Source organism: Cryptosporangium sp. NPDC051539, assembly GCF_044454545.1.
Lineage (GTDB): Bacteria > Actinomycetota > Actinomycetes > Mycobacteriales > Cryptosporangiaceae > Cryptosporangium.
The window spans coordinates 568,067-586,313 of sequence record NZ_JBITDV010000001.1 but is presented as its reverse complement, the minus strand read 5'-3'; the positions used below and the strand labels follow the sequence as shown (position 1 = coordinate 586,313).

Below are 18,247 nucleotides of genomic sequence, written 5' to 3'. Positions count from 1 at the left end.
CTGCCCACCGCGATGCCCGCCGACTACCTCGCCCAGACGTTCGAGGCGTGCAAGGCCAGCCGCATCGTCACGGTGCTCGACTGCTGCCACGCCGGCGCGTTCGAGGGCGAGCTCCGCCAGCGCCGCGGCGACAGCCGCATCCTGATCCTCACCGCCAGCCGGTACGAGCGCGCCCACGAAGGCGACGAGCACCCGGCCCACGTCGGCCCGTCGGCGTTCGCCGGAGCGTTTTTCGGCGGGCTCGAGTCCGGCGCGGCCGACGTCGACGAGAACGGCTGGATCAGCGTCCGGGAGGCGTTCAACCACGCCTGCCACGTGCTGCGCACCACCAAACAGACCCCGCAGATGCGCGGTGTGCTCACCAGCGACCTGTTCCTGGCGAAGTCGCCGATCACCGCCCAGGCGCTGCCGCCAGAGGTCGCGGCGCTGGTCAAGCACCAGTGGCCGGCCGCCCGTCTGCTCGCGGTCGACGAGCTCGGGCACTGGATCTCCTCCGAGCAGCCGAGCCAGCAGTCGATCGCCGAGGATCTGCTGTCCCGCCTGCGCAACGATCCCGACCAGCGGGTCGCCCACGCGGCCAGCCAGCGGCTCGCGGGCCGGTACGCGCAGCAGCACGGTTCCGACGAGGGCCCGGTCGCCCCCGAACTGCCGCCGGATCCCGACTGGCACCGCCGGACGATCTTCTACGAGGTCCGCGTCCGCAGTTTCGCCGACGGCAACGGCGACGGCATCGGCGACTTCGTCGGCCTCACCGAGCGCCTCGACTACTTGCAATGGCTCGGCGTCGGCACGCTGCTGCTGACGCCGATCTACGACTCGCCGCTGGAGGACGACGGGCACGACGCCAGCGACTTCCTGCGCGTCCACCCCGACCTCGGCACGCTCGACGAGTTCCTCGCCTTCGTCACCGCCGCGCACCGGCGCGGCATCCGCGTGATGCTCGACCTCGTCCTCAACCACACCAGCCGGCAGCACCGCTGGTTCCAGGAGTCCCGCCGCGACCCTACCGGTCGCTACGGCGACTACTACGTCTGGCGCGCGGCCTCGGAGCCGTCGGCCGACGCGGACGACCACTGGACCCTCGACCGCGTCCGCGGTCAGTACTACTGGCACCGGTTCGCCGACTGCGAACCGGACCTGAACTTCGATTCCGACGCCGTGCAGCAGGCGATGATCGACATCCTGCGGTACTGGCTCGACCGGGGCGTCGACGGGTTCCGCCTGGTCACCGCCCCGTACCTGTACGAGCGGATCGGCACCGCGGGCGAGGGCCTGGAAGAGACCCACGCGTACCTGCACCGGCTGCGCCGCGAGGTCGACACGAACTACACCGGCCGGTTGCTGCTGGGCTGGGCCGATCGGTGGCCGTCGGGCGCGGCCGAGTACTTCGGCAGCGCCGAGCGTCCGGAGTGCGGGGTCGTGCTCTACACGTCGCTGATGCCGCGGATCTTCCTCGGTATGCGGCAGGAGACGCACTACCCGGTCTCCGAGGTGTTGTCGCAGACCACCGCGATCCGCGACGACTGCCAGTGGGCCAGCTTCCTGCGCAACGGCGACGACCTGTCGCTGGAGAACGTCGACGGGAACGACCGCGACTACCTGCGGGACGTGTACGCGCCGGCGCCGCGGATGCTGACCGCGGCCGGCACCGGCATCCGGCGGCGGCTGGCTCCGCTGCTCGACGGCGACCGCAGCCAGCTCGAGCTCTGCATGGCGCTGCTGCTCTCGCTGCCCGGCTCGCCGGTGCTCTACTACGGCGACGAGATCGGGATGGGTGAGAACCTCGCGCTGCCCGACTGCGCGGCGATCCGGACGCCGATGCAGTGGACCGCCGACCGCGGCGCCGGGTTCTCGACCGCCGAGCCCGACAACCTGGCCAGCCCGCTCGTCGTCAACCCGGCCTACGCGCCGGCGGTCGTCAACGTGGAGTCGCAGCGGGTCGAGCGGCGGTCGGTGCTCAAGACCGTGCGTGGGCTGGTGCAGACCCGGCGCAAGAGCGAGGCGCTGACGATCGGCGCGTTCGAGCCGGTGGCCAGCCACAACGCGGCCGTACTGGCGTACCTGCGGCGCACCCGGACGTCGGCGGTGCTGTGCCTGGCGAACTTCTCGCAGTACGCGCAGGCGGCGGCCCTGACGCTGGACGAGTTCGCCGGGCGGCAGCCGATCGAGATGAGCGGCCACACCCGGTTCTCGGTGATCGGCACCGACGCCTACCCGGTGACGCTCAGCGGTCACGGGTTCTTCTGGTTCGATCTCACGGAGGGCGCCACCTAGTGGACCTGATCGCGGTTCCGTTCAACTCGTCCGGCGCGGCCGACGGCGTCGCCCTCGCCCCCGCGGCGCTGCTCGACGCGGGGCTGGCCGCCGCGCTGCCCGGCGCACGGGTGGTCGAGGCCGACGTCCCGGCCGCCGATCCGTCCCGCGGGCCCAGCGGCCTGGCCGCGGAGGAGTCGCTGGCCGGCATGGTCGCCTCGGTCTCGGAGCGGGTGCTGGCGGCCTGGAGCGCCGACCGGATGCCGGTGGTGCTGGGCGGCGACTGCCCGGTGCTGCTGGGCGGGCTGGTCGCCGCGGAGAGCCGCGGCTACGGCGCCGGGCTGGTCTTCGTCGACGGGCACGAGGACGCCTGGGACCCGCACCGCTCCACCACCGGCGAGGCCGCCGACAGCGAGATCGCGCTGGCGCTCGGCTGGGCCACCCCGCCGGCCGCGCTGGCCCCGATGCTGCCCTGCCTGCGTGCCGCCGATCTGGTCCAGCTCGGCCCGCGCGACGCCGGGGAGCTGGCCGAGGCCGGTCAGCCCGGCATCGCCGGCCGGGTCGAGGCACTGGACGGCCGGCGGCTGGCCGCGCCCGGCGGGCTCACCGTCGCGTACGACCTGGCCGCGGCGCTGGTCGCCCAGACCCGGCACTGGTGGCTGCACGTCGACCTCGACGTGCTGAGCACCGAGGCGCTTCCCGCCGTGGACTACCCGCAGCCGGGCGGTCTCTCCTGGTCCCAGCTCGAGACGCTCACCGAGGACCTGCTCGAGATCGGCGGCTGCGGCGGGCTGAGCGTCTGCATCTACAACCCCACCCTCGACGGCGGTGCGGCGGCCGGGCAGATCGCCGGATTCGTCGCCGACGCGGCGCGTTTGCTGGAGCGGCACGCCGGATAAGGGCTGCGTGTGAACGACGTGACGGTCCACACTGACCCCATGCCGACGTCCGACGGGGGGACCGAAGCCGCGCTGCGCCGCCGAATGGTGGGGGACCTGGACGGCTGGGGCGCCCGGGCCGGAGTCGTGCTCGATCCGGCGGTGCGCGACGCGCTGCTGCTCGTCTCCCGGGCGCACTTCACGCCGGGTGCCTCGCTCGAGGCCGCCCACGACGTGCACACCGCGATCGTCACCAAACGCGACCCCGGCGGCACCGCGATCAGCTCGGTCTCGGCGCCGTCGATCGTCGCGATGATGCTCACCCAGCTCGCGGTCCGGCCCGGCCACCGGGTGCTGGAGATCGGCTCCGGCGGCTACAACGCGGCGCTGCTGCGCGAGCTCGTCGGACCGTCCGGGCAGGTCACGACGCTCGACGTCGATCCGTCGGTGGTCTCCCGGGCGTCCGAACGCCTCCGCTCGGCCGGGTACGAGGACGTCGAGGTCCGGTTCGCCGACGGCGAGTTCGGTGCGGCCGACCGCGCGCCGTTCGACCGGATCATCGTCACGGTCGAGGCCGCCGACGTCCCGCCCGCCTGGGTGGGCCAGTTGCGTGAGGGCGGGCGCCTGGTGGTCCCGCTGCGGATGTGCGGCCTGACCCGCTCGGTCGCTTTCACCGCGACGACGGGGACGCTGATCAGCACCGGTTACGAGCTGTGCGGGTTCGTGCCGATGCAAGGCACGGGTGAGCACCGCGAGCACCGCGTACCGCTGGCCGAGGGCGTCCAGCTGCGACTCGACGACGGCCAGCGCGCCGACGCCCTGGCGCTGGTCGCGGCGCTGAACGGCCCCCGCGCCGACGTCGACACCGGCGTCCGGGTCGGCACCGAACCGTTCGTCGAGCACCTCGATCTGTGGCTGGCCACGACGCTGCCCGGCTTCTGCGTGCTGGTCGCGGACCCGGCGGCGATCGAGCGCGGCCGGGTGAACCCGACCTGGCCCGGCGGTGGCACGCCCGCGATCACCCGCGGCGGGACCGTCGCCTACCGGTCCTGGCGGCAGTACCCCGAGGGTGGCGCCGACCTGCGGGTCACCGCTCACGGCCCGGACGCCGCCGACCTCGCCGACGAGTTCGCCCGGGCCCACCGGGTCTGGGCCCGGGAGCGGCGGAACGGCCCGCCGGCCCGGATCGAGGTCCATCCGCTCACCACGCCGGACGCGGCCCTGCCGGCCGGCTTCCGGCTCGATCGCCGTCACACCCGTACCGTGATCATCTGGAGTTGAGTTAACCTCCCTTAACATGGGAGTGCGCAGCGCGCAGAAGGCCGATCGGCGGCGCCAGCTGGTGCGTGCGGGTGCGGTGCTGATCGCCGAGCGGGGCTTCACCGGCGTCCGGCTGGAAGATCTCGGAGCTGCGGTAGGCATCAGCGGTCCGGCGGTCTACCGGCACTTCCCGAACAAGGAAGCGTTGCTGGTCGAGCTGCTGGTCGGCATCAGCGACCGATTGCTGCGCGGCGGCCACGCCGTGGTCGTGGCCGCGCCCTCGCCGGAGGCGGCGTTGCGCGGGCTGGTCGACTTCCATCTGGACTTCGCGCTGGCCGAGCCGGAGCTGATCCGGATCCACGACCGTGACCTGGCCAGCCTGCCCGCCGATGCGCTGCACCGGGTCCGGCAGACGCAGCGCACGTACGTCGAGCTGTGGGTGGCGGTGCTGCGCGGGGTGCGCCCGGCGCTGGCCGAGGAGGACGCCCGGGTGGCCGCGCACGCGGTGTTCGGGCTGCTCAACTCGACGCCGCACAGCGTGGGCGGTGCCCGGGCCCGGGACGTGCTCCGGGCGATGGCGCTGGGCGCTACCCTGTACTCAGTTAACAGCGACTAACCGAACTGAACGAGTGATTGGGGCGGACGGCGATGGACCTCTTTTCCGACGATTACCGGGATCTCGCGCTGTCCGTCCGGGAGTTCGCGCGCGACGTCGTCGCGCCGGTCTCGGCGCAGCACGACGCCGCGCACACGTTCCCGTACGAGGTGGTCGCCGGCATGGCGTCGATGGGGCTGTTCGGCCTGCCGTTCCCGGAGGAGTACGGCGGCCAGGGCGGCGACTACTTCGGGCTGTGTCTGGCGCTCGAAGAACTGGGGAAGGTCGACCAGAGCGTCGCGATCACGCTCGAGGCCGGCGTCTCGCTCGGCGCGATGCCGGTCTACCGGTTCGGCAACGAGGCGCAGAAGAAGGAGTGGCTGCCGCAACTCACCAGCGGGCAGGCGCTCGCCGCGTTCGGGCTGACCGAGGCCGGCGCGGGCAGCGACGCGTCCGGTACCCGCACCACGGCCCGGCTCGACGGCGGGTACTGGGTGGTCAACGGGTCGAAGCAGTTCATCACGAACTCCGGCACCGACATCACCCGGCTGGTCACGGTCACCGCGGTGACCGGCACGGCGGCGTCGGGCAAGAAGGAGATCTCGACGATCCTGGTGCCGGCCTCGACGCCGGGGTTCCGCGCCGAACCGGCGTACGACAAGGTCGGCTGGAACGCCTCCGACACCCACCCGCTCTCGTTCGACGACGTCCGGGTGCCGGCCGAGAACCTGCTGGGCGAGCGCGGACGCGGGTACGCGAACTTCCTGCGGATCCTCGACGAGGGCCGGATCGCGATCGCCGCGCTGGCGGTCGGGGCGGCGCAGGGCTGTGTCGACGAGAGCGTGAAGTACGCGTCCGAGCGGGTCGCGTTCGGGCAGGCGATCGGGCGTCACCAGGCGGTCGCGTTCAAGATCGCCCGGATGGAGGCGCGGGCCCACACCGCGCGGGTGGCCTACTACGACGCGGCGGCGCGCATGCTGGCCGGGAAGCCGTTCAAGAAGGAGGCGTCGATCGCGAAGATGGTCGCCAGCGAGGCCGCGATGGACAACGCCCGCGACGCGACGCAGATCCACGGCGGCTACGGCTTCATGAACGAGTACGCGGTGGCCCGCCACTACCGGGACAGCAAGATCCTGGAGATCGGCGAGGGCACCACCGAGGTGCAGCTCATGCTCATCGCGCGCGAGGTCGGCCTGTGAAGCGGGTGGTGCAGCGGGGGCTCTGGTTCGAGGAGTTCGAGACCGGCGTCGTCTACGAGCACCGCCCCGGCCGGACGATCACCGAGGCCGACAACGTGCTGTTCACGACGCTGACGATGAACACCCAGGCGCTGCACCTGGACGCGGCGTACGCGGCCGGCACCGCGTTCGGGCAGCGGCTGGTGAACTCGATGTGCACGCTCTCGACGCTGGTCGGGTTGTCGGTGGCGCAGCTCACCCAGGGGACGATCGTGGCGAACCTGGGCTTCAGCGACGTGGCGTTCCCGAAGCCGATGTTCCACGGGGACACGCTCTACGCCGAGACCGTGGTGACCGGGAAGCGCGAGTCCCGCAGCCGGCCGGGCGAAGGGCTCGTCACGTTCGTCCACACCGGCCGCAACCAGCACGGCGACGTGGTGGCCACGGCCACCCGGACGACGCTGGTGCAGTGCCGCCCGATTACCGACAGAGCCAGCGTTCGGTAGCGGACGGTGCGCTCGGGCGGTCGGCGTCACCGTGGGACTCACACGACGAGACCACGGAGGCACCGCCATGCGACGACCGTACGACCATCCGGACTTCTACCGGCCCGTCGAGCGAGTGGTACGCACCCGGGGACGGCACCGCAGGCGGGGGCTGTCCGACGTCCTGCGATCGATGGTGGCGCGCCGGCCTCCCGGATGAGCCGAGCAGCCGGTGCCGCGGGACCTCGGACGTTGCACCCGCCTCAGCCGACGTCCGATTTCCGTACCCGGACGTCCGTGAGCTTGGCGGTCGCCAGCGCGGCCCGGCGGGCGATGAGGAGTGACGCGGCCGCGTTCCCGGCCGGGAGATCGTGCAGTATCCGGGCCGAGAACTCGGACGGCAGGAGCGCGATGACGTCCGCGGCATGGTCACCGGGCAAGGCCGCGACGAGCATCGTGACGTGGGCGACCGGCATGTGGGCGCAGAGTGCCGCCACGCCGGGAGGCGGCATGCGGGCCAGGGCCTGGACCCCCGCGGGCCGGCCGGGCCCGAGTTCGGCGTCGGACCTGATCAGGTCGGGCTCGGGCTGGATCGACAGCAGCAGCCGGGCCGAGCTCTCGGGCGGCATGTGCTGCAGCACCTCGGCGAGCACGGCGGGCGCCATCCCGCGGGCGGCCTCGATGATCGACGGCGTGCGCGGCAATTGGGTGAGCAGAGCGCCGGACTCTCGCGCGCCGAGCGCACCGAGCATGAGCGCCAGCCGGGCCGGTTCGATGCGCATGACGATCGCCGACGCCCGGCTCAGCGGCATCCGGAACAGGAAGTCGCCGGCCCGCTGCGGCGTCAGTTCCATCAGGATCTCGGCGGCCTGCCCGTCGTGGAGCTTGGGCACGAGCGCGCCCGCCGCCCACGCCGTCGGGGCGACCTCCATCAGCGCGGACGAGCGCGCCCGCGGGAGGAGCTCGATCACCTGCTGGATGCGATCGGCGGGAAGACTAGCCAGCGTGGCGACCCCTTGTTCGGGCGGCGCCGCGACCAGAATCCGCGCCGCGTCGGCGGCCGACATCGCGTCGAAGATCGCCCGGAAGCGGCCCGGCGAAATACTGGCGATCGCCTCCGCGGCCGAAGCCGGTGGAAGGCCCCCGATGTGTGCGGCCGCCTCGGTGGGGTTCATCTCGGTCAGGATCTCGCCGCGGTGCACCGGATCGAGCCCGCCGAGCAGATCCCGCGCCTTCTCGTCGGGAGGCATCTCGGCCACCGCGGCGGCGGCGAACGGTGCCGGCATCGCGTCCACGAGCGTCGCGGCCGAATCGGGCTCGGCCGCGCGGAGAATCCCGGCGGCACGGTACACCGGCAGCGACGACGTCAGCTGAGCGGCCGCCTCCGGAGGCATGGCCGTGAGGATCTCCCGGGCGAACTTGGGCGGTATCACGGCCAGAATCTCGGTGACCACCATCGGCTCGACGAACAGGAGCAGCTCGGCCGCCCAGCCGGCCGCGTCCTTCCTCGTCAGTACGGTCGCCGCCATCGAGCGGGGCATCTCCACGACGATTCGCGCCGCGGCCACCGGCTGCATGTGTCCGATCCAGGAGATCGTCACCCCGACCCGGACGATGTCCAGGATCTGCCGGGCGAAATCCAGCGGCATCGCCGACAGGAGCTCGCCCGCCTGGGCCGGCTCCAATCGGGCCAGCACGGCCGCGGCGTGGTCGGCGGGCAGGGCGGCGAGGTTCTGCGCGCTCCGCTCCGGCCGGATGATCGCGATGCTCTCGATGACGAGGGCGGGCTCCGGCGGCACGAGGGGTGCAGCCAGCACGGCCGGTGGCCGGGCCACGACTGCCGCCGTTTCGTCCGGTCCGGTCGGTACCGCCGTCTCCGCCGGTGACGTGCGGAGACCCTGGGCGTGCAGCGCGGCCCGGGTCCAGGCCCGGACCCACTCCCGGCGCCGGCCGGGCTCGACGCCGCACACCTCGACGAACGCCTCCACCACCTCCCGCTTGGGGAGGTGGTGACCGCTTTGTGCATCACCCGCCGTGCTCTTGCGGAGCGAGCAGCCGAGTTTCGACGCGCGGTTTTCCATCGACCGCAATGACGGGTTTCCCGCATGTACTCGCAGCACGCGTAGTGCGATCGCGAGTTCGGATATCGTGGACACACCTCGTGGATCCGGGTCGTCCCCCACGCATGCTCCCCTGAGATTTACCTACGTCCGGCAGCGTCCGGCCCGGTCCGACGCATTCCGAAACTGTCCGACGTTGTCCGACAGCGTAACGGATTCGGGCCGACTCGATCGAGAGTGTCCGGTTGCCTTGCCTCGGCTCGGCGGTACGAGTTCGCTAGAGCCCGGCGCGCCAGTAACGCGCGCACGGACGAAATGGGGCAGCGCAGCAATGAGACCGAATTCCCGACACCCGTGGTCCGGAAAGTCGTGGAGGGGATAGTGCAAATAGTCCGGAGGCTCGGAGCCTCGGCACCGGCCGGTCGGTGCTACTCGTCGCAGATGTGCCCGAACATCTTCGAACTCGCCGACGGTGACTTCCTCGCGGTCGGCCGGGACGTCACGATCGAGGCGGCCGGGCAGTTGCCCGTCGACGCCGGTTGTGCCGCCCACGAGCGGGTCGTCCTGCTGCCGCGGGTGGTGGTGATGAGAGCGTTCGCCGACATTTCCGCAGCCTGAGCCGCTGAAGCGCGGGCCGGCGTCCACTCCGGCCCGCGCCCCGGCGCGCTCACAGCACCGGGCTCACGGCACCGGGGTCTCGAGCTCTGCGCAGACCTCGTCGCCGAGCCGGGCGATCCGCATCTCCTCGCCGTCGGGGGCCAGCAACGCGGCCCGCTCCACCGCCGCGGCGCGCCAATAGGCCCGCATCGCCGGGCTCCCGAACAGATGGCGTAATTGCCCGCGCACCACGTCGTCGGGTGCTCCGGCCATTGTCAAACCCAGCGTGAGGTGCTGATAGATCAAATTCGCGTAGATGAACTGGCGCCGTCGACCGGCGTCCGAGGCCTCCGGCGGGTGCGGCCACACATCGGCGAGCGAACTGTCGTCGATGCTCATCCGGGTGAGTTCGAAATGGAGCATCCGCATGTTGGCCTCGGCACTGCGACGCAACTCGGAATGGGACCGTTCGACGGCTTCCCGCTGTTCACGCAGCTCTGATTGCTGAAGTCGTAACTCGCGGAACTGAATTCCGAGTGTGACCAGGAGCGCGACGAAGGCCAGCCCGGAGAGCAGGCTGTCGAGGACTCCGAATGCCTGTCCGACGTCGGCGAGACGGCGCCAGTCCGCCGGGCTTTCGACGTTGGACACCAGCGACATCGCGAGGAATCCGAGGCTGATGATCGCGGCCACCAGCACCAGCGACGACGCGACCACGCCGACGATCAGCAGCAGCGTACGACGGGTGCGTGCGATCCGTTCGACCGAAACCGCACCCATCAGCCACCCCCGGCGTCACGCGACCCTAGGCCGTGCCCGTCCGACGGTAATCGCCGGCCGCAAGAGATCCGATCGCCCGGAGGCCGCCACCGGGAGCCCCCGCGTACGGCGCGGGGGAGGCGTCGGGACGACTACGGCGCCGTCCCCGGCCGCATCGACGGAACGCTCCGCGTGCCCGCGGCCCGGTAGTGCTGCTCGGAGCCGGGATCCGCGAGCGCGGCCAGGCCGGTGAGGACCAGCCCGGCGCCGCCCGCGAACCCGAGCATCAGTGCGCTGAACACCGCGGCCTCGGTGGCGTCCGGATCGGGTTCGACCGGGAGGATCAGTGCGTAGAACGCCGTGATCGGCAGTACGAGCAGGCACACCGCACCGAACGCCCGGGCGGCCACCGCCCCGCCGCGCCGCCCGGCGCGGGCCGACGTGGCCCCGACGCCGGCCAGGGCCAGCGGGACGCCGTGGACGAGCAGAAGGACGACGACCTCCACGACGGCCCATCCCCAGGTGACGTCGTCGGTGCCGACCCTCGGCGGCCACGCCACGACGAGGCCGAAGTCGGCGGCGACGACCACGCCCAGTGCGGTCCGGAACCGGCCCGGTGCGGCACGGAGGACCGCGGGCGGTCCGGGTGCGCCGCCGATGCCACCGGTCGGCGGGTAACGGGCGGCGGACCGCCCCAGGAGGATCGCGGCGGCCGGGAGAGCGACCACCGCGACCGTGGCGCCGGCGACGCCCAGCAGCGCCGCCAGGCGGACCCCGCCGGCGAAGAAGTCGTCGAACGCGTAGAAGCCGTAGAGGACCGCGGCCCCCAGCGTCCACGGCACCGCGGCGCCGGCCAGCCACACGGTCGCCGACCGTCCCGCGTCGTGCCCGCCGCCGAGCAGCACCACGCTCGTCAGCAGGCCACCACAGGCCAGCGTGGTCAGCCCGGTCAATCCCACCGGGACCGGAGCATTCACCGACCAGCCGTGCCCGCTGGTGTAGAGCAGCACCGTGACGGCGGCTCCTGCCGTCGCGGTGACCAGCAGTCCGAGAGTGCCGAGTGCCGCCCAGACAGTTCCGGCGAACGGTGGCCGGGAGGGGCCCGAACCGCGTGAATCCGGACGGGCCCGGAAAGGTTCGTACGACGTCGGTGGGTACGGGACGGGGTGCACGCGGTCACTCTGGCGAGCAGCCGGGTTTACTGTGGATCGTCCGTCGGTGCAGGTCCAGGACGGCCCGGTCCACCGCGCGGTCGGAGCCACCGCGGACAGGGCCGGCGCCGGCGACTCCGCCGGGCCCGAGCCCCGGATCGCCTCGGGTCGGGGAACGGCGGCGCAGGGCGGGTAGGTCTGACACCCTGGGTGGTATCCAGCTCGACGCGGAGCGAGGAGTGCCCATATGAAGACGCAGGCGGCAGTCGTCTACGAGCCCGGCAAACCGATCGAGATCGAAGAAGTCGAACTTTCCAAGCCCCAGGCCGGCGAAGTCCTCATCCGGTACCTGTACGCGGGGCTGTGCCATTCCGACGTCCATATCGCGCACGGCGACCTCGAGGCGCGCTTGCCGATGGTCCTCGGCCACGAGGGCGCGGGCGTGATCGAAGAGATCGGGCCGGGGGTCACCCGGGTCAAGCCCGGCGACCGGGTGGTCTGCTCGTTCATTCCGAACTGCGGCGTGTGCCGCTACTGCGCGAACGGCCAGCAGTCGATCTGCGACCTCGGCGCGACCCTGCTCGAGGGCTCGCTGCCCGGCGGCCGGTTCCCGATCACCGGCCGGACCGGCGAGTACGGCGCGATGTGCCTGCTCGGCACGTTCAGCCAGTACGGCGTCATCCACCAGAGCTCGGTGGTCAAGGTCGACGACTCGCTGCCGCTCGACAAGGCCGTGCTGGTCGGGTGCGGCGTCCCGACCGGCTTCGGGTCGGCGGTGAACACCGCCGAGGTGAAGCCGGGCGACACGGTCGTCGTCGTCGGCATCGGCGGGATCGGCATCAACGCGGTGCAGGGTGCGGCCATCGCGGGTGCGAAACACGTGATCGCGGTCGACCCGCTGGAGCCGAAGCGCTCGAAGGCCCTCGAACTCGGTGCGACGCACGCGTTCGCGAGCGTCGGCGAAGCGACGGAGACGGTCTGGGCGCTGACCGGCGGCCAGATGGCGGATTCGGCGATCCTCACGCCGGGCCTGCTCTCGTCCGAGAACGTCGGGGACGGGTTCAACATCGTCGGCAAGGCGGGCATCGTCGTGCTGACCGCGCTGAACAAGCTGGACGAGATCAACATCCAGCTGCCCGGCACGATCATGACGCTGTTCCGCAAGCAGCTGCGCGGCAGCCTGTTCGGCGACTGTAACCCGACGGTCGACATTCCGCGCATTCTCGGCCTGTACCAGGACGGCAAGATCAAGCTCGACGAGATCATCACGCGGACCTACCGCCTGGACGAGGTCAACCAGGGCTACGAGGACCTCCTGAACGGCAAGAACCTCCGCGGGATCGTCGTCCACGAGCACTGACCGGAAGCACCCGGCCGCCGGCTCCGGCCGGCAGCCGGGTCCGATCGGCAGCCGGGTCCGATCGGCTCCGTGCCGGGGCCCTGGGCGGCACAATTCGGGGTGGGGCCGAATCGCGGGGGGCGAGGGGTGCGGCAGCGAGCGCCACGACGGGTGTTTCTCTCGTACACGAGTGAGCTGGCGGTGGCCGGCGTCGAGGGGCGGTCGTTCGTCCAGGCCGCGACGGATGCGATCAACCGGGCGGGGGACGCGCCCGTCGCGATGAAGTACTTCGCCAGCTCGGGCCGCCCTCCGGCGGAGGAATGCACCCGTATCGTCCGATCATGCGACCTGTACGTCGGGCTCCTGGGTAACCGCTACGGATCAGTCGTTCCCGGGAGCGACGCGCAGTCCTACGTCGGCCTCGAGTTCAGCGTCGCCGGCGACCGGCCGAGGTTGATGTTCCTCCTCGACGACGCGTCGGAGATCGACGAGCCGCAGCGCGCGTTCCGCGCGTTGGCTCGCCGCGAGCGGGTGGTGTCGACGTTCCGGACGCCGGACGAGCTCGAGGTGCGGATCTACCAGGCACTCGTCGAAGCCGATCGGGACGAGCCGGCCGGCCCCGCGCCGTATCAGGTTCCCGCTCTCACTGCCCCGGCGGTGGATCGGCCGGTGTTGGTCGACGGACTGCTCGCCGCACTCGTCAACGATCCGCCGGGCACGGTAGCCGTCACCGCGGTGTACGGCACGGGAGGTTTCGGGAAGACGACCCTGGCCCAGATGGTCTGCGCCCAGCCGGAGGTCCGCGAGCGGTTTCCCGGAGGGATCCTGTGGGTGACGCTGGGCGAACAGCTCACTGGCGCGCAGCTCGCGGAGAAGGTGTCCAACGTCGTGGTGCGGCTGGGTGGCCCCCGCGCATTCACGGACCCCGAACAGGCCGGCCTGGTGCTCGGTGAGTTGCTCGACGCGCGCCCCGCCACGTTGCTCGTCCTCGACGATGTCTGGACCGAGGAGCAGTTGCAGCCGTTCTTGGCCGGCGGCGGCGAATGCACGCGGCTGGTGACGACGCGGCTGCCTCGGATCCTGCCCCGCGGGGTGCAGCCGATCCGGGTCGACAGGATGGACCGGGCCGAGGCACAGCAACTCCTCACCGGCGGGCTTCCCGCACTGGACGACTCGACCGTCGACCAGCTGCTGGGCCTGACCGGACGCTGGCCCCTCCTGCTGTCGCTGGTCAGTGGCGCGATCGAGCAGGCCGCTGAATACGCGTCCGATCCGCAGGCGTTCGCCGACGAGCTGGCCCGGGGGCTGGCCACCGACGGCCCGGCTACCGCGATGCTCGATACCGAAGCCGGGCGGAGGCGGGCGGTGCGGGCCACGGTCGAGGCGAGCCTGGCGTCGCTCGAAGACGGCGAGCGCGACCGCTTCATCGAGCTCGCGATCTTCCCGGAGGACGCCGACATCCCGCTCGACGTCCTCACCCTGCTCTGGGGCCGCACCGCCGGACTGTCGCCGGCGGCGATCCAACGCCTCTGCTGGAGGCTGGCCGGGCGGTCGCTCGTCGCCGGGTACCGCTCGGATGCCGAGGCCAGAGCCCTGCGGCTCCACGACGTCATCCGCGCCTACGTCCGCCGGGTGGCCGGACCGGGCGGTCTCCTGCGCACCAACCGGGCCCTGCGGGAGGCAGCGGCCGCGTCCGCGGGTACCGAAGACGGGGGTGTGGCCTGGTGGAGGCTGCCGGAGACGCAGCTCTATCTGTGGGATCACCTGATCGACCATCTGACCGACGCGGACAGCGGGGACGAAGCTGCCTCAGTGGCCTCCGACTGGCGGTGGATCGCGGCGAAACTCGTCCTGCGCGGCCCGGCGGCGGTGGAGTACGACCTGACCACGGCCGACACCGCGATCTCGCGGGCGCTCGCCAGGGCACTCGGCCGCACCGCACACCTGCTCGCGCCCAGTGACCCGCGCTCGGCGGCCGTCGACACGTTGCGGTCCCGGCTGGTCGGCGACCCACTGCTCGTGGACTACCTGGCATCGGCGCCATTCGAGCTCCGTCCCGGTCTGGAGGCCCGATGGCCGGTTCCCGACCGGCCCGATGCCGCGCTGCGGCGGGTGCTCTCCGGCCACACCGGCCGGGCGACCGCCTGCGTGTTCTCTCCGGACGGGAGCTGGCTGGCGTCCACCGGCGACGACGGGATCGTCCGCATCTGGGACATGCCGTCCGGGTCGGAGCGGTTCGCGCTCGACGGTCATCGCGGTGTCGCCACCTGCTGCGCGGCCGCACCGGACGGGACCTGGCTCGTGACCGGCGGCCGGGATCGCGTACTGCGGGTCTGGGACGTGGTGAGCGGGGAACTCCGGTCGTCGATCCGGCTGGACGGTTGCGGAACCGTACTGGCGTGCACGGTCGGCGGCGGGGGCGAGTGGATCGCGGCGGGGACCCATCGCGGAGTGATCTGCGTGGCGTCCGTCCCGGACGGCAACCGGCTCGCCGAGCTCCGGGGTCACGTCGATCCGGTGACCGCGTGCGCCGTACCGGCGGACGGCTCGACGCTCGTCTCGGCCGGGAACGACGAGACGATCCGGGTGTGGAACCCGTCGGCGGCCGTCGAGTACAGCGTCCGCCGGGAGCACACGAGCGGGATCACCGGCTGCGCGATCGCTGCCGACGGTCGATGGGGAGTGTCGTCCAGCCACGACGGGACCGTGCACCTCTGGCCGATCGGTGACGCCGACGGCCCGCGGAAGACTCTCACCGCACACGCGGGTGGCGTGATGTCCTGTGCGCTGGCCCCCGACGGCCGGTGGGTGGCTTCCGGAGGTCAGGACAGCCGGATCCGCATATGGGACGTGGAGACGGCCGAGATCAGATCGGTGCTGGCCGGTCATGCCGGTGGCGTGACCGGGTGCGCCGTGTCGGCGGACGGGCGCTGGCTCGCGTCGTCGGGGGAGGACGGCACCGTCCGTCTCTGGGAACCCGCGACCGGCACGTTGGACGGCGCCGTCGCGGGCCGGTCCGGTGGGGTCAGCGGATGCGCCATCGCTCCGGACGGGGCGTGGCTCGCCGGCGCGGGCGAGGACTCGGCCGTCGAACTGTGGCACGTCGGATCGGCTTCGGTCCGTACCAGGCTGACCGGCCACGAAGCGCAGGTGACGTCCTGCGCGATCGCACCGGGCGGAGACTGGCTCGTGTCGGTGAGCGAGGACGGGACCGCGCGCGTCTGGGATCCGGCGACCGGACGGGCACTGGCCGTCGCCACCGGCCACGCCAGCCGGGTGAGCGGGTGTGCGGTGTCGCCCGACGGCACGTGGTTCGCGACCGTCGGAGACGATTGGACCGTCCGCCGCTGGGAGTCGCGGAACGGGAAGCTCATTGCGACTCTGAACGGTCACGAGGCTCCGGTGAGCAGCTGTGTCATCAGCGCGGACGGCACGCAGATCGTCAGTGTCGGTGCGGACCGGACCGTGCGGTTCTGGGACGTCGGATCCGGCGAGCCGTTGCGCGTGTGGACCGGGCACGACGACGTGGTGACCGGGTGCGCGCTCGATCCGGCCGGTCGGTGGGCCGTCACCACCAGTCGCGACGGGACGGTGATGCGCTGGGACGCCCTGACCGGACAGCCGGAACCCGTGGCGCGGCTGGGCAACTGGGTAACCGCCTGCGCCGCTGATCGGACCGGACGGTGGGTCGCTTCGGTGGGGCATGACGCGATGCTCAGGGTCTGGGACATGGGGAGCGGTGTCTGTGCGGCCGGGATCCGGGTGGAGGGTGCTCTGGAGGCGGTCGCCTGGGACCCGATGCGGGACCGCATCTGTGCGGCCGGCGACCGTGGCGTGTACCTGCTCGACTACCGGTCGGGCGGAGGCCGGAGCCGGTGAAGGTCACGCAGGACGTCCTGGGCGAGCGTCAGAGTCAGTCCGGGCTCGTCTTCGAGCGCGTCGCGGGCCCGGGCGAGGAGTAAGCCCAGGGCCGCGGTGTCGGTCGGCGCGCCGGTGCCGCCGGACCGAGGATCGAGCAGCACGCGGTCGAGCGTGTGCGTGGCCTCGTGGAGGAGATCCCGCGCGAGCGAGGTCAGAAGTTCGCTGACCGGTGGACGCGTCGCGGCGACCTCGGCCATCACGACGAGGCATTCCACGATCTGCTCCGTGGTGGACCACGACGGCTGGTCGGAGCCTGCTGCCGACAGCGAGCGCCAGAGCCCGTTCGAGAACCGCCGCTTCGCGGCCAGGCGATCCCAGATCGTCTCGGCCAGTGCCAGCAGCGATTCCCGGTCGTCCCCGGAACTGGTCGTGGCCGCGCTCGTCAGGGCGGCCTTCATCAGGCTCGGACCCAGCTCGATCGGCCACCGGAGCGCCGGTCCGGCGGTGTCACTACCCGGCAGGTCCAGATGGTGCTGCCTGTACACCGGCGGTGGGGCGTCCGGATCGTCGAGACGGTCCGGTACCCGGGTCCTGCTGGCGAAGTCACGGAGCAACGCGGTGAACCGACGCTCGGTCTTGAGCGGATGGGGCTGGGCCTCCAACGCGCTTCCGGCCAGCCGAATCACCCACAGCGTCACGTGGTCGCCAGATTCTCCGGTCGGCAAGCGCCAGGGCTGGTCCTCGACCGGCCAGCGCCCGCGGTCGTACATCGCGAGCGTTCCCCAGTAGCTGCGGGCGAGTTCCAGGCGCAGTTGCAGCGCCGCGGCGATGCGTTGCTGCTCGTCTTCGAGCAGGCCGGACACCCGCGTCTGCTCGGAGGTCAGGTCGGCGATGCCCGCGCACGCCAGCCGGGTGAAGTACGGATGCGGCGAGCCCGCGGCGATTCCCGCCGGTTGTTCCTGCCGATCCCAGGGCGGCGCGACGTCGACCTCCGGGGCGTCGGCGGTGACTCCCCAGGTCCAGCCGCAAGAAAAAAGCACCTTCGGATTGGCGAGATGGATGCCGCGGCCGGACCCGATCGTCAGGTCGCGCAGGCCGGCGCGGACTTCGGAAAGCGCGTTCTGCAGTCCGGCCGCTACCGCCCCGTAGGGCAGCTGGGCCTGGTTCACCATCGCGCACAGCTTCTGTGCCTCCGGCGAGTCGACGTCGAACACCTCGATCACGAAGCTGCGCAGGAGTCCGACCATCGCCGCGGTCAAGCGGGCCTGGGCCAGGATCTCCAGCTCCTCCGCGATCTCGCCGACTTCCTTGCTCTCGCGGCGGAACACCCGGACGAAGCTCAGGGCCGAGAGCGCGAGAGACAACGACACCGAGTACGAGGGGCTGACGTCGAGCGTCCGTTGGGCGTCGGTCACCGGCAGGGCGGCGTCCAGGTGCTCGGGGGCGTCCAGGTGCTCGGGGGCGTCGAGGTGCTCGGGGGCGTCGAGGTGCTCGGGGGCGGAGAACGTGGGGGACCCGTCCGCCGCCCGGTACGTCCGCAGATATTCCAGCAGCACACTGATCAGTTTCGTCGGGATGGTCGCGCGGTCGCCGAACACGTCGAGTGCCTTACCGACGTCCGGGGCGGTGCGATCCGGCCGGGTGATGCGCAGTCCGTCGAGCTGTTGCGCCGGGTACATCAGGCAGAGCAGTTGCTCGGCGTCGCTCAGTGAGTCCTGCCCCTCGGCGCCGCCCCACTCCCAGACCCCGTTGGCGTACGTGTGGCGCGCGAGTGCCTGCCAGACCTGGATGATTTCGGTACGCGGCTGAATGCGCACGGCGACCCCTCCCC

Annotated in this window: 13 protein-coding genes; 9 read left to right on the top strand and 4 right to left on the bottom strand. The window is 71.9% G+C overall.

What is annotated here, in order from left to right:
- Positions 1–540: 540 nt before the first annotated feature.
- The 6 genes from ACIBZJ_RS02820 to ACIBZJ_RS02795 are packed head-to-tail and all read left to right on the top strand — an operon-like array spanning position 541 to position 6,670.
- Positions 541–2,274, top strand: coding sequence for an alpha-amylase family glycosyl hydrolase (locus ACIBZJ_RS02820; RefSeq protein ID WP_395925988.1), 1,734 nt, complete (start codon positions 541–543; stop codon positions 2,272–2,274).
- Positions 2,274–3,152 carry an arginase family protein gene (locus ACIBZJ_RS02815; RefSeq protein ID WP_395924767.1) on the top strand — a complete coding sequence of 293 codons (879 nt, stop codon included), beginning with the start codon at positions 2,274–2,276 and terminating at the stop codon, positions 3,150–3,152. Before ACIBZJ_RS02820 ends, ACIBZJ_RS02815 begins: the two co-directional genes overlap by 1 nt.
- A gap of 39 nt (positions 3,153–3,191) precedes the next feature.
- Positions 3,192–4,412, top strand: a complete 1,221-nt coding sequence (fxlM, locus tag ACIBZJ_RS02810) for a methyltransferase, FxLD system (RefSeq protein WP_395924764.1) — start codon at positions 3,192–3,194, stop codon at positions 4,410–4,412.
- 16 nt (positions 4,413–4,428) lie between these two features.
- Complete coding sequence (locus tag ACIBZJ_RS02805) at positions 4,429–5,007, top strand: TetR/AcrR family transcriptional regulator (RefSeq protein ID WP_395924762.1); 579 nt, start codon at positions 4,429–4,431, stop codon at positions 5,005–5,007.
- 32 nt (positions 5,008–5,039) lie between these two features.
- Positions 5,040–6,185, top strand: a complete 1,146-nt coding sequence (locus ACIBZJ_RS02800) for an acyl-CoA dehydrogenase family protein (protein ID WP_395924760.1) — start codon at positions 5,040–5,042, stop codon at positions 6,183–6,185.
- Entirely contained in the window at positions 6,182–6,670 is a 489-nt protein-coding gene (locus ACIBZJ_RS02795) for a MaoC family dehydratase (RefSeq protein WP_395924758.1), read from the top strand. The genes ACIBZJ_RS02800 and ACIBZJ_RS02795 overlap by 4 nt, the downstream gene beginning before the upstream one ends.
- 242 nt (positions 6,671–6,912) lie before the next feature.
- Here the strand turns inward: ACIBZJ_RS02795 and ACIBZJ_RS02790 are convergent, their stop codons facing one another.
- A complete protein-coding gene (locus ACIBZJ_RS02790) occupies positions 6,913–8,730 on the bottom strand; it encodes a magnesium transporter MgtE N-terminal domain-containing protein (protein ID WP_395924756.1) in 1,818 nt (605 codons plus the stop codon).
- A gap of 420 nt (positions 8,731–9,150) precedes the next feature.
- On the opposite strand from ACIBZJ_RS02790, the gene ACIBZJ_RS02785 reads away from it, so the two are divergent.
- Positions 9,151–9,327: a hypothetical protein gene (locus ACIBZJ_RS02785; RefSeq protein ID WP_395924754.1), complete on the top strand. Its 177-nt coding sequence runs from the start codon at positions 9,151–9,153 to the stop codon at positions 9,325–9,327.
- A gap of 63 nt (positions 9,328–9,390) precedes the next feature.
- On the opposite strand, the gene ACIBZJ_RS02780 is transcribed toward ACIBZJ_RS02785, so the two are convergent.
- Both ACIBZJ_RS02780 and ACIBZJ_RS02775 read right to left on the bottom strand, forming a co-directional pair.
- The gene (locus ACIBZJ_RS02780) at positions 9,391–10,086 is read right to left on the bottom strand and encodes a DUF6082 family protein (protein WP_395924752.1); all 696 of its coding nucleotides are present in this window, start codon (positions 10,084–10,086) and stop codon (positions 9,391–9,393) included.
- A 131-nt stretch (positions 10,087–10,217) separates the two neighbouring features.
- Complete coding sequence (locus ACIBZJ_RS02775; protein ID WP_395924750.1) at positions 10,218–11,237, bottom strand: hypothetical protein; 1,020 nt, start codon at positions 11,235–11,237, stop codon at positions 10,218–10,220.
- Positions 11,238–11,463: 226 nt separating this feature from the next.
- On the opposite strand from ACIBZJ_RS02775, the gene ACIBZJ_RS02770 reads away from it, so the two are divergent.
- The gene (locus tag ACIBZJ_RS02770) at positions 11,464–12,576 is read left to right on the top strand and encodes an NDMA-dependent alcohol dehydrogenase (protein WP_395924748.1); all 1,113 of its coding nucleotides are present in this window, start codon (positions 11,464–11,466) and stop codon (positions 12,574–12,576) included.
- A 150-nt stretch (positions 12,577–12,726) separates the two neighbouring features.
- The gene (locus tag ACIBZJ_RS02765) at positions 12,727–16,434 is read left to right on the top strand and encodes an NB-ARC domain-containing protein (protein WP_395924746.1); all 3,708 of its coding nucleotides are present in this window, start codon (positions 12,727–12,729) and stop codon (positions 16,432–16,434) included.
- On the opposite strand, the gene ACIBZJ_RS02760 is transcribed toward ACIBZJ_RS02765, so the two are convergent.
- Positions 16,404–18,233 carry an SCO2524 family protein gene (locus ACIBZJ_RS02760; protein ID WP_395924744.1) on the bottom strand — a complete coding sequence of 610 codons (1,830 nt, stop codon included), beginning with the start codon at positions 18,231–18,233 and terminating at the stop codon, positions 16,404–16,406. The genes ACIBZJ_RS02765 and ACIBZJ_RS02760 overlap by 31 nt on opposite strands.
- Positions 18,234–18,247: the final 14 nt, after the last annotated feature.

Coding starts and splice junctions, on each gene's coding strand:
- ACIBZJ_RS02800 (WP_395924760.1), top strand. CDS start 5,040: ATGGACCTCTTTTCCGACGATTACCGGGATCTCGCGCTGTCCGTCCGG.
- ACIBZJ_RS02785 (WP_395924754.1), top strand. CDS start 9,151: ATGTGCCCGAACATCTTCGAACTCGCCGACGGTGACTTCCTCGCGGTC.
- ACIBZJ_RS02780 (WP_395924752.1), bottom strand. CDS start 10,086: ATGGGTGCGGTTTCGGTCGAACGGATCGCACGCACCCGTCGTACGCTG.
- ACIBZJ_RS02805 (WP_395924762.1), top strand. CDS start 4,429: ATGGGAGTGCGCAGCGCGCAGAAGGCCGATCGGCGGCGCCAGCTGGTG.
- fxlM (WP_395924764.1), top strand. CDS start 3,192: ATGCCGACGTCCGACGGGGGGACCGAAGCCGCGCTGCGCCGCCGAATG.
- ACIBZJ_RS02790 (WP_395924756.1), bottom strand. CDS start 8,730: ATGGAAAACCGCGCGTCGAAACTCGGCTGCTCGCTCCGCAAGAGCACG.
- ACIBZJ_RS02770 (WP_395924748.1), top strand. CDS start 11,464: ATGAAGACGCAGGCGGCAGTCGTCTACGAGCCCGGCAAACCGATCGAG.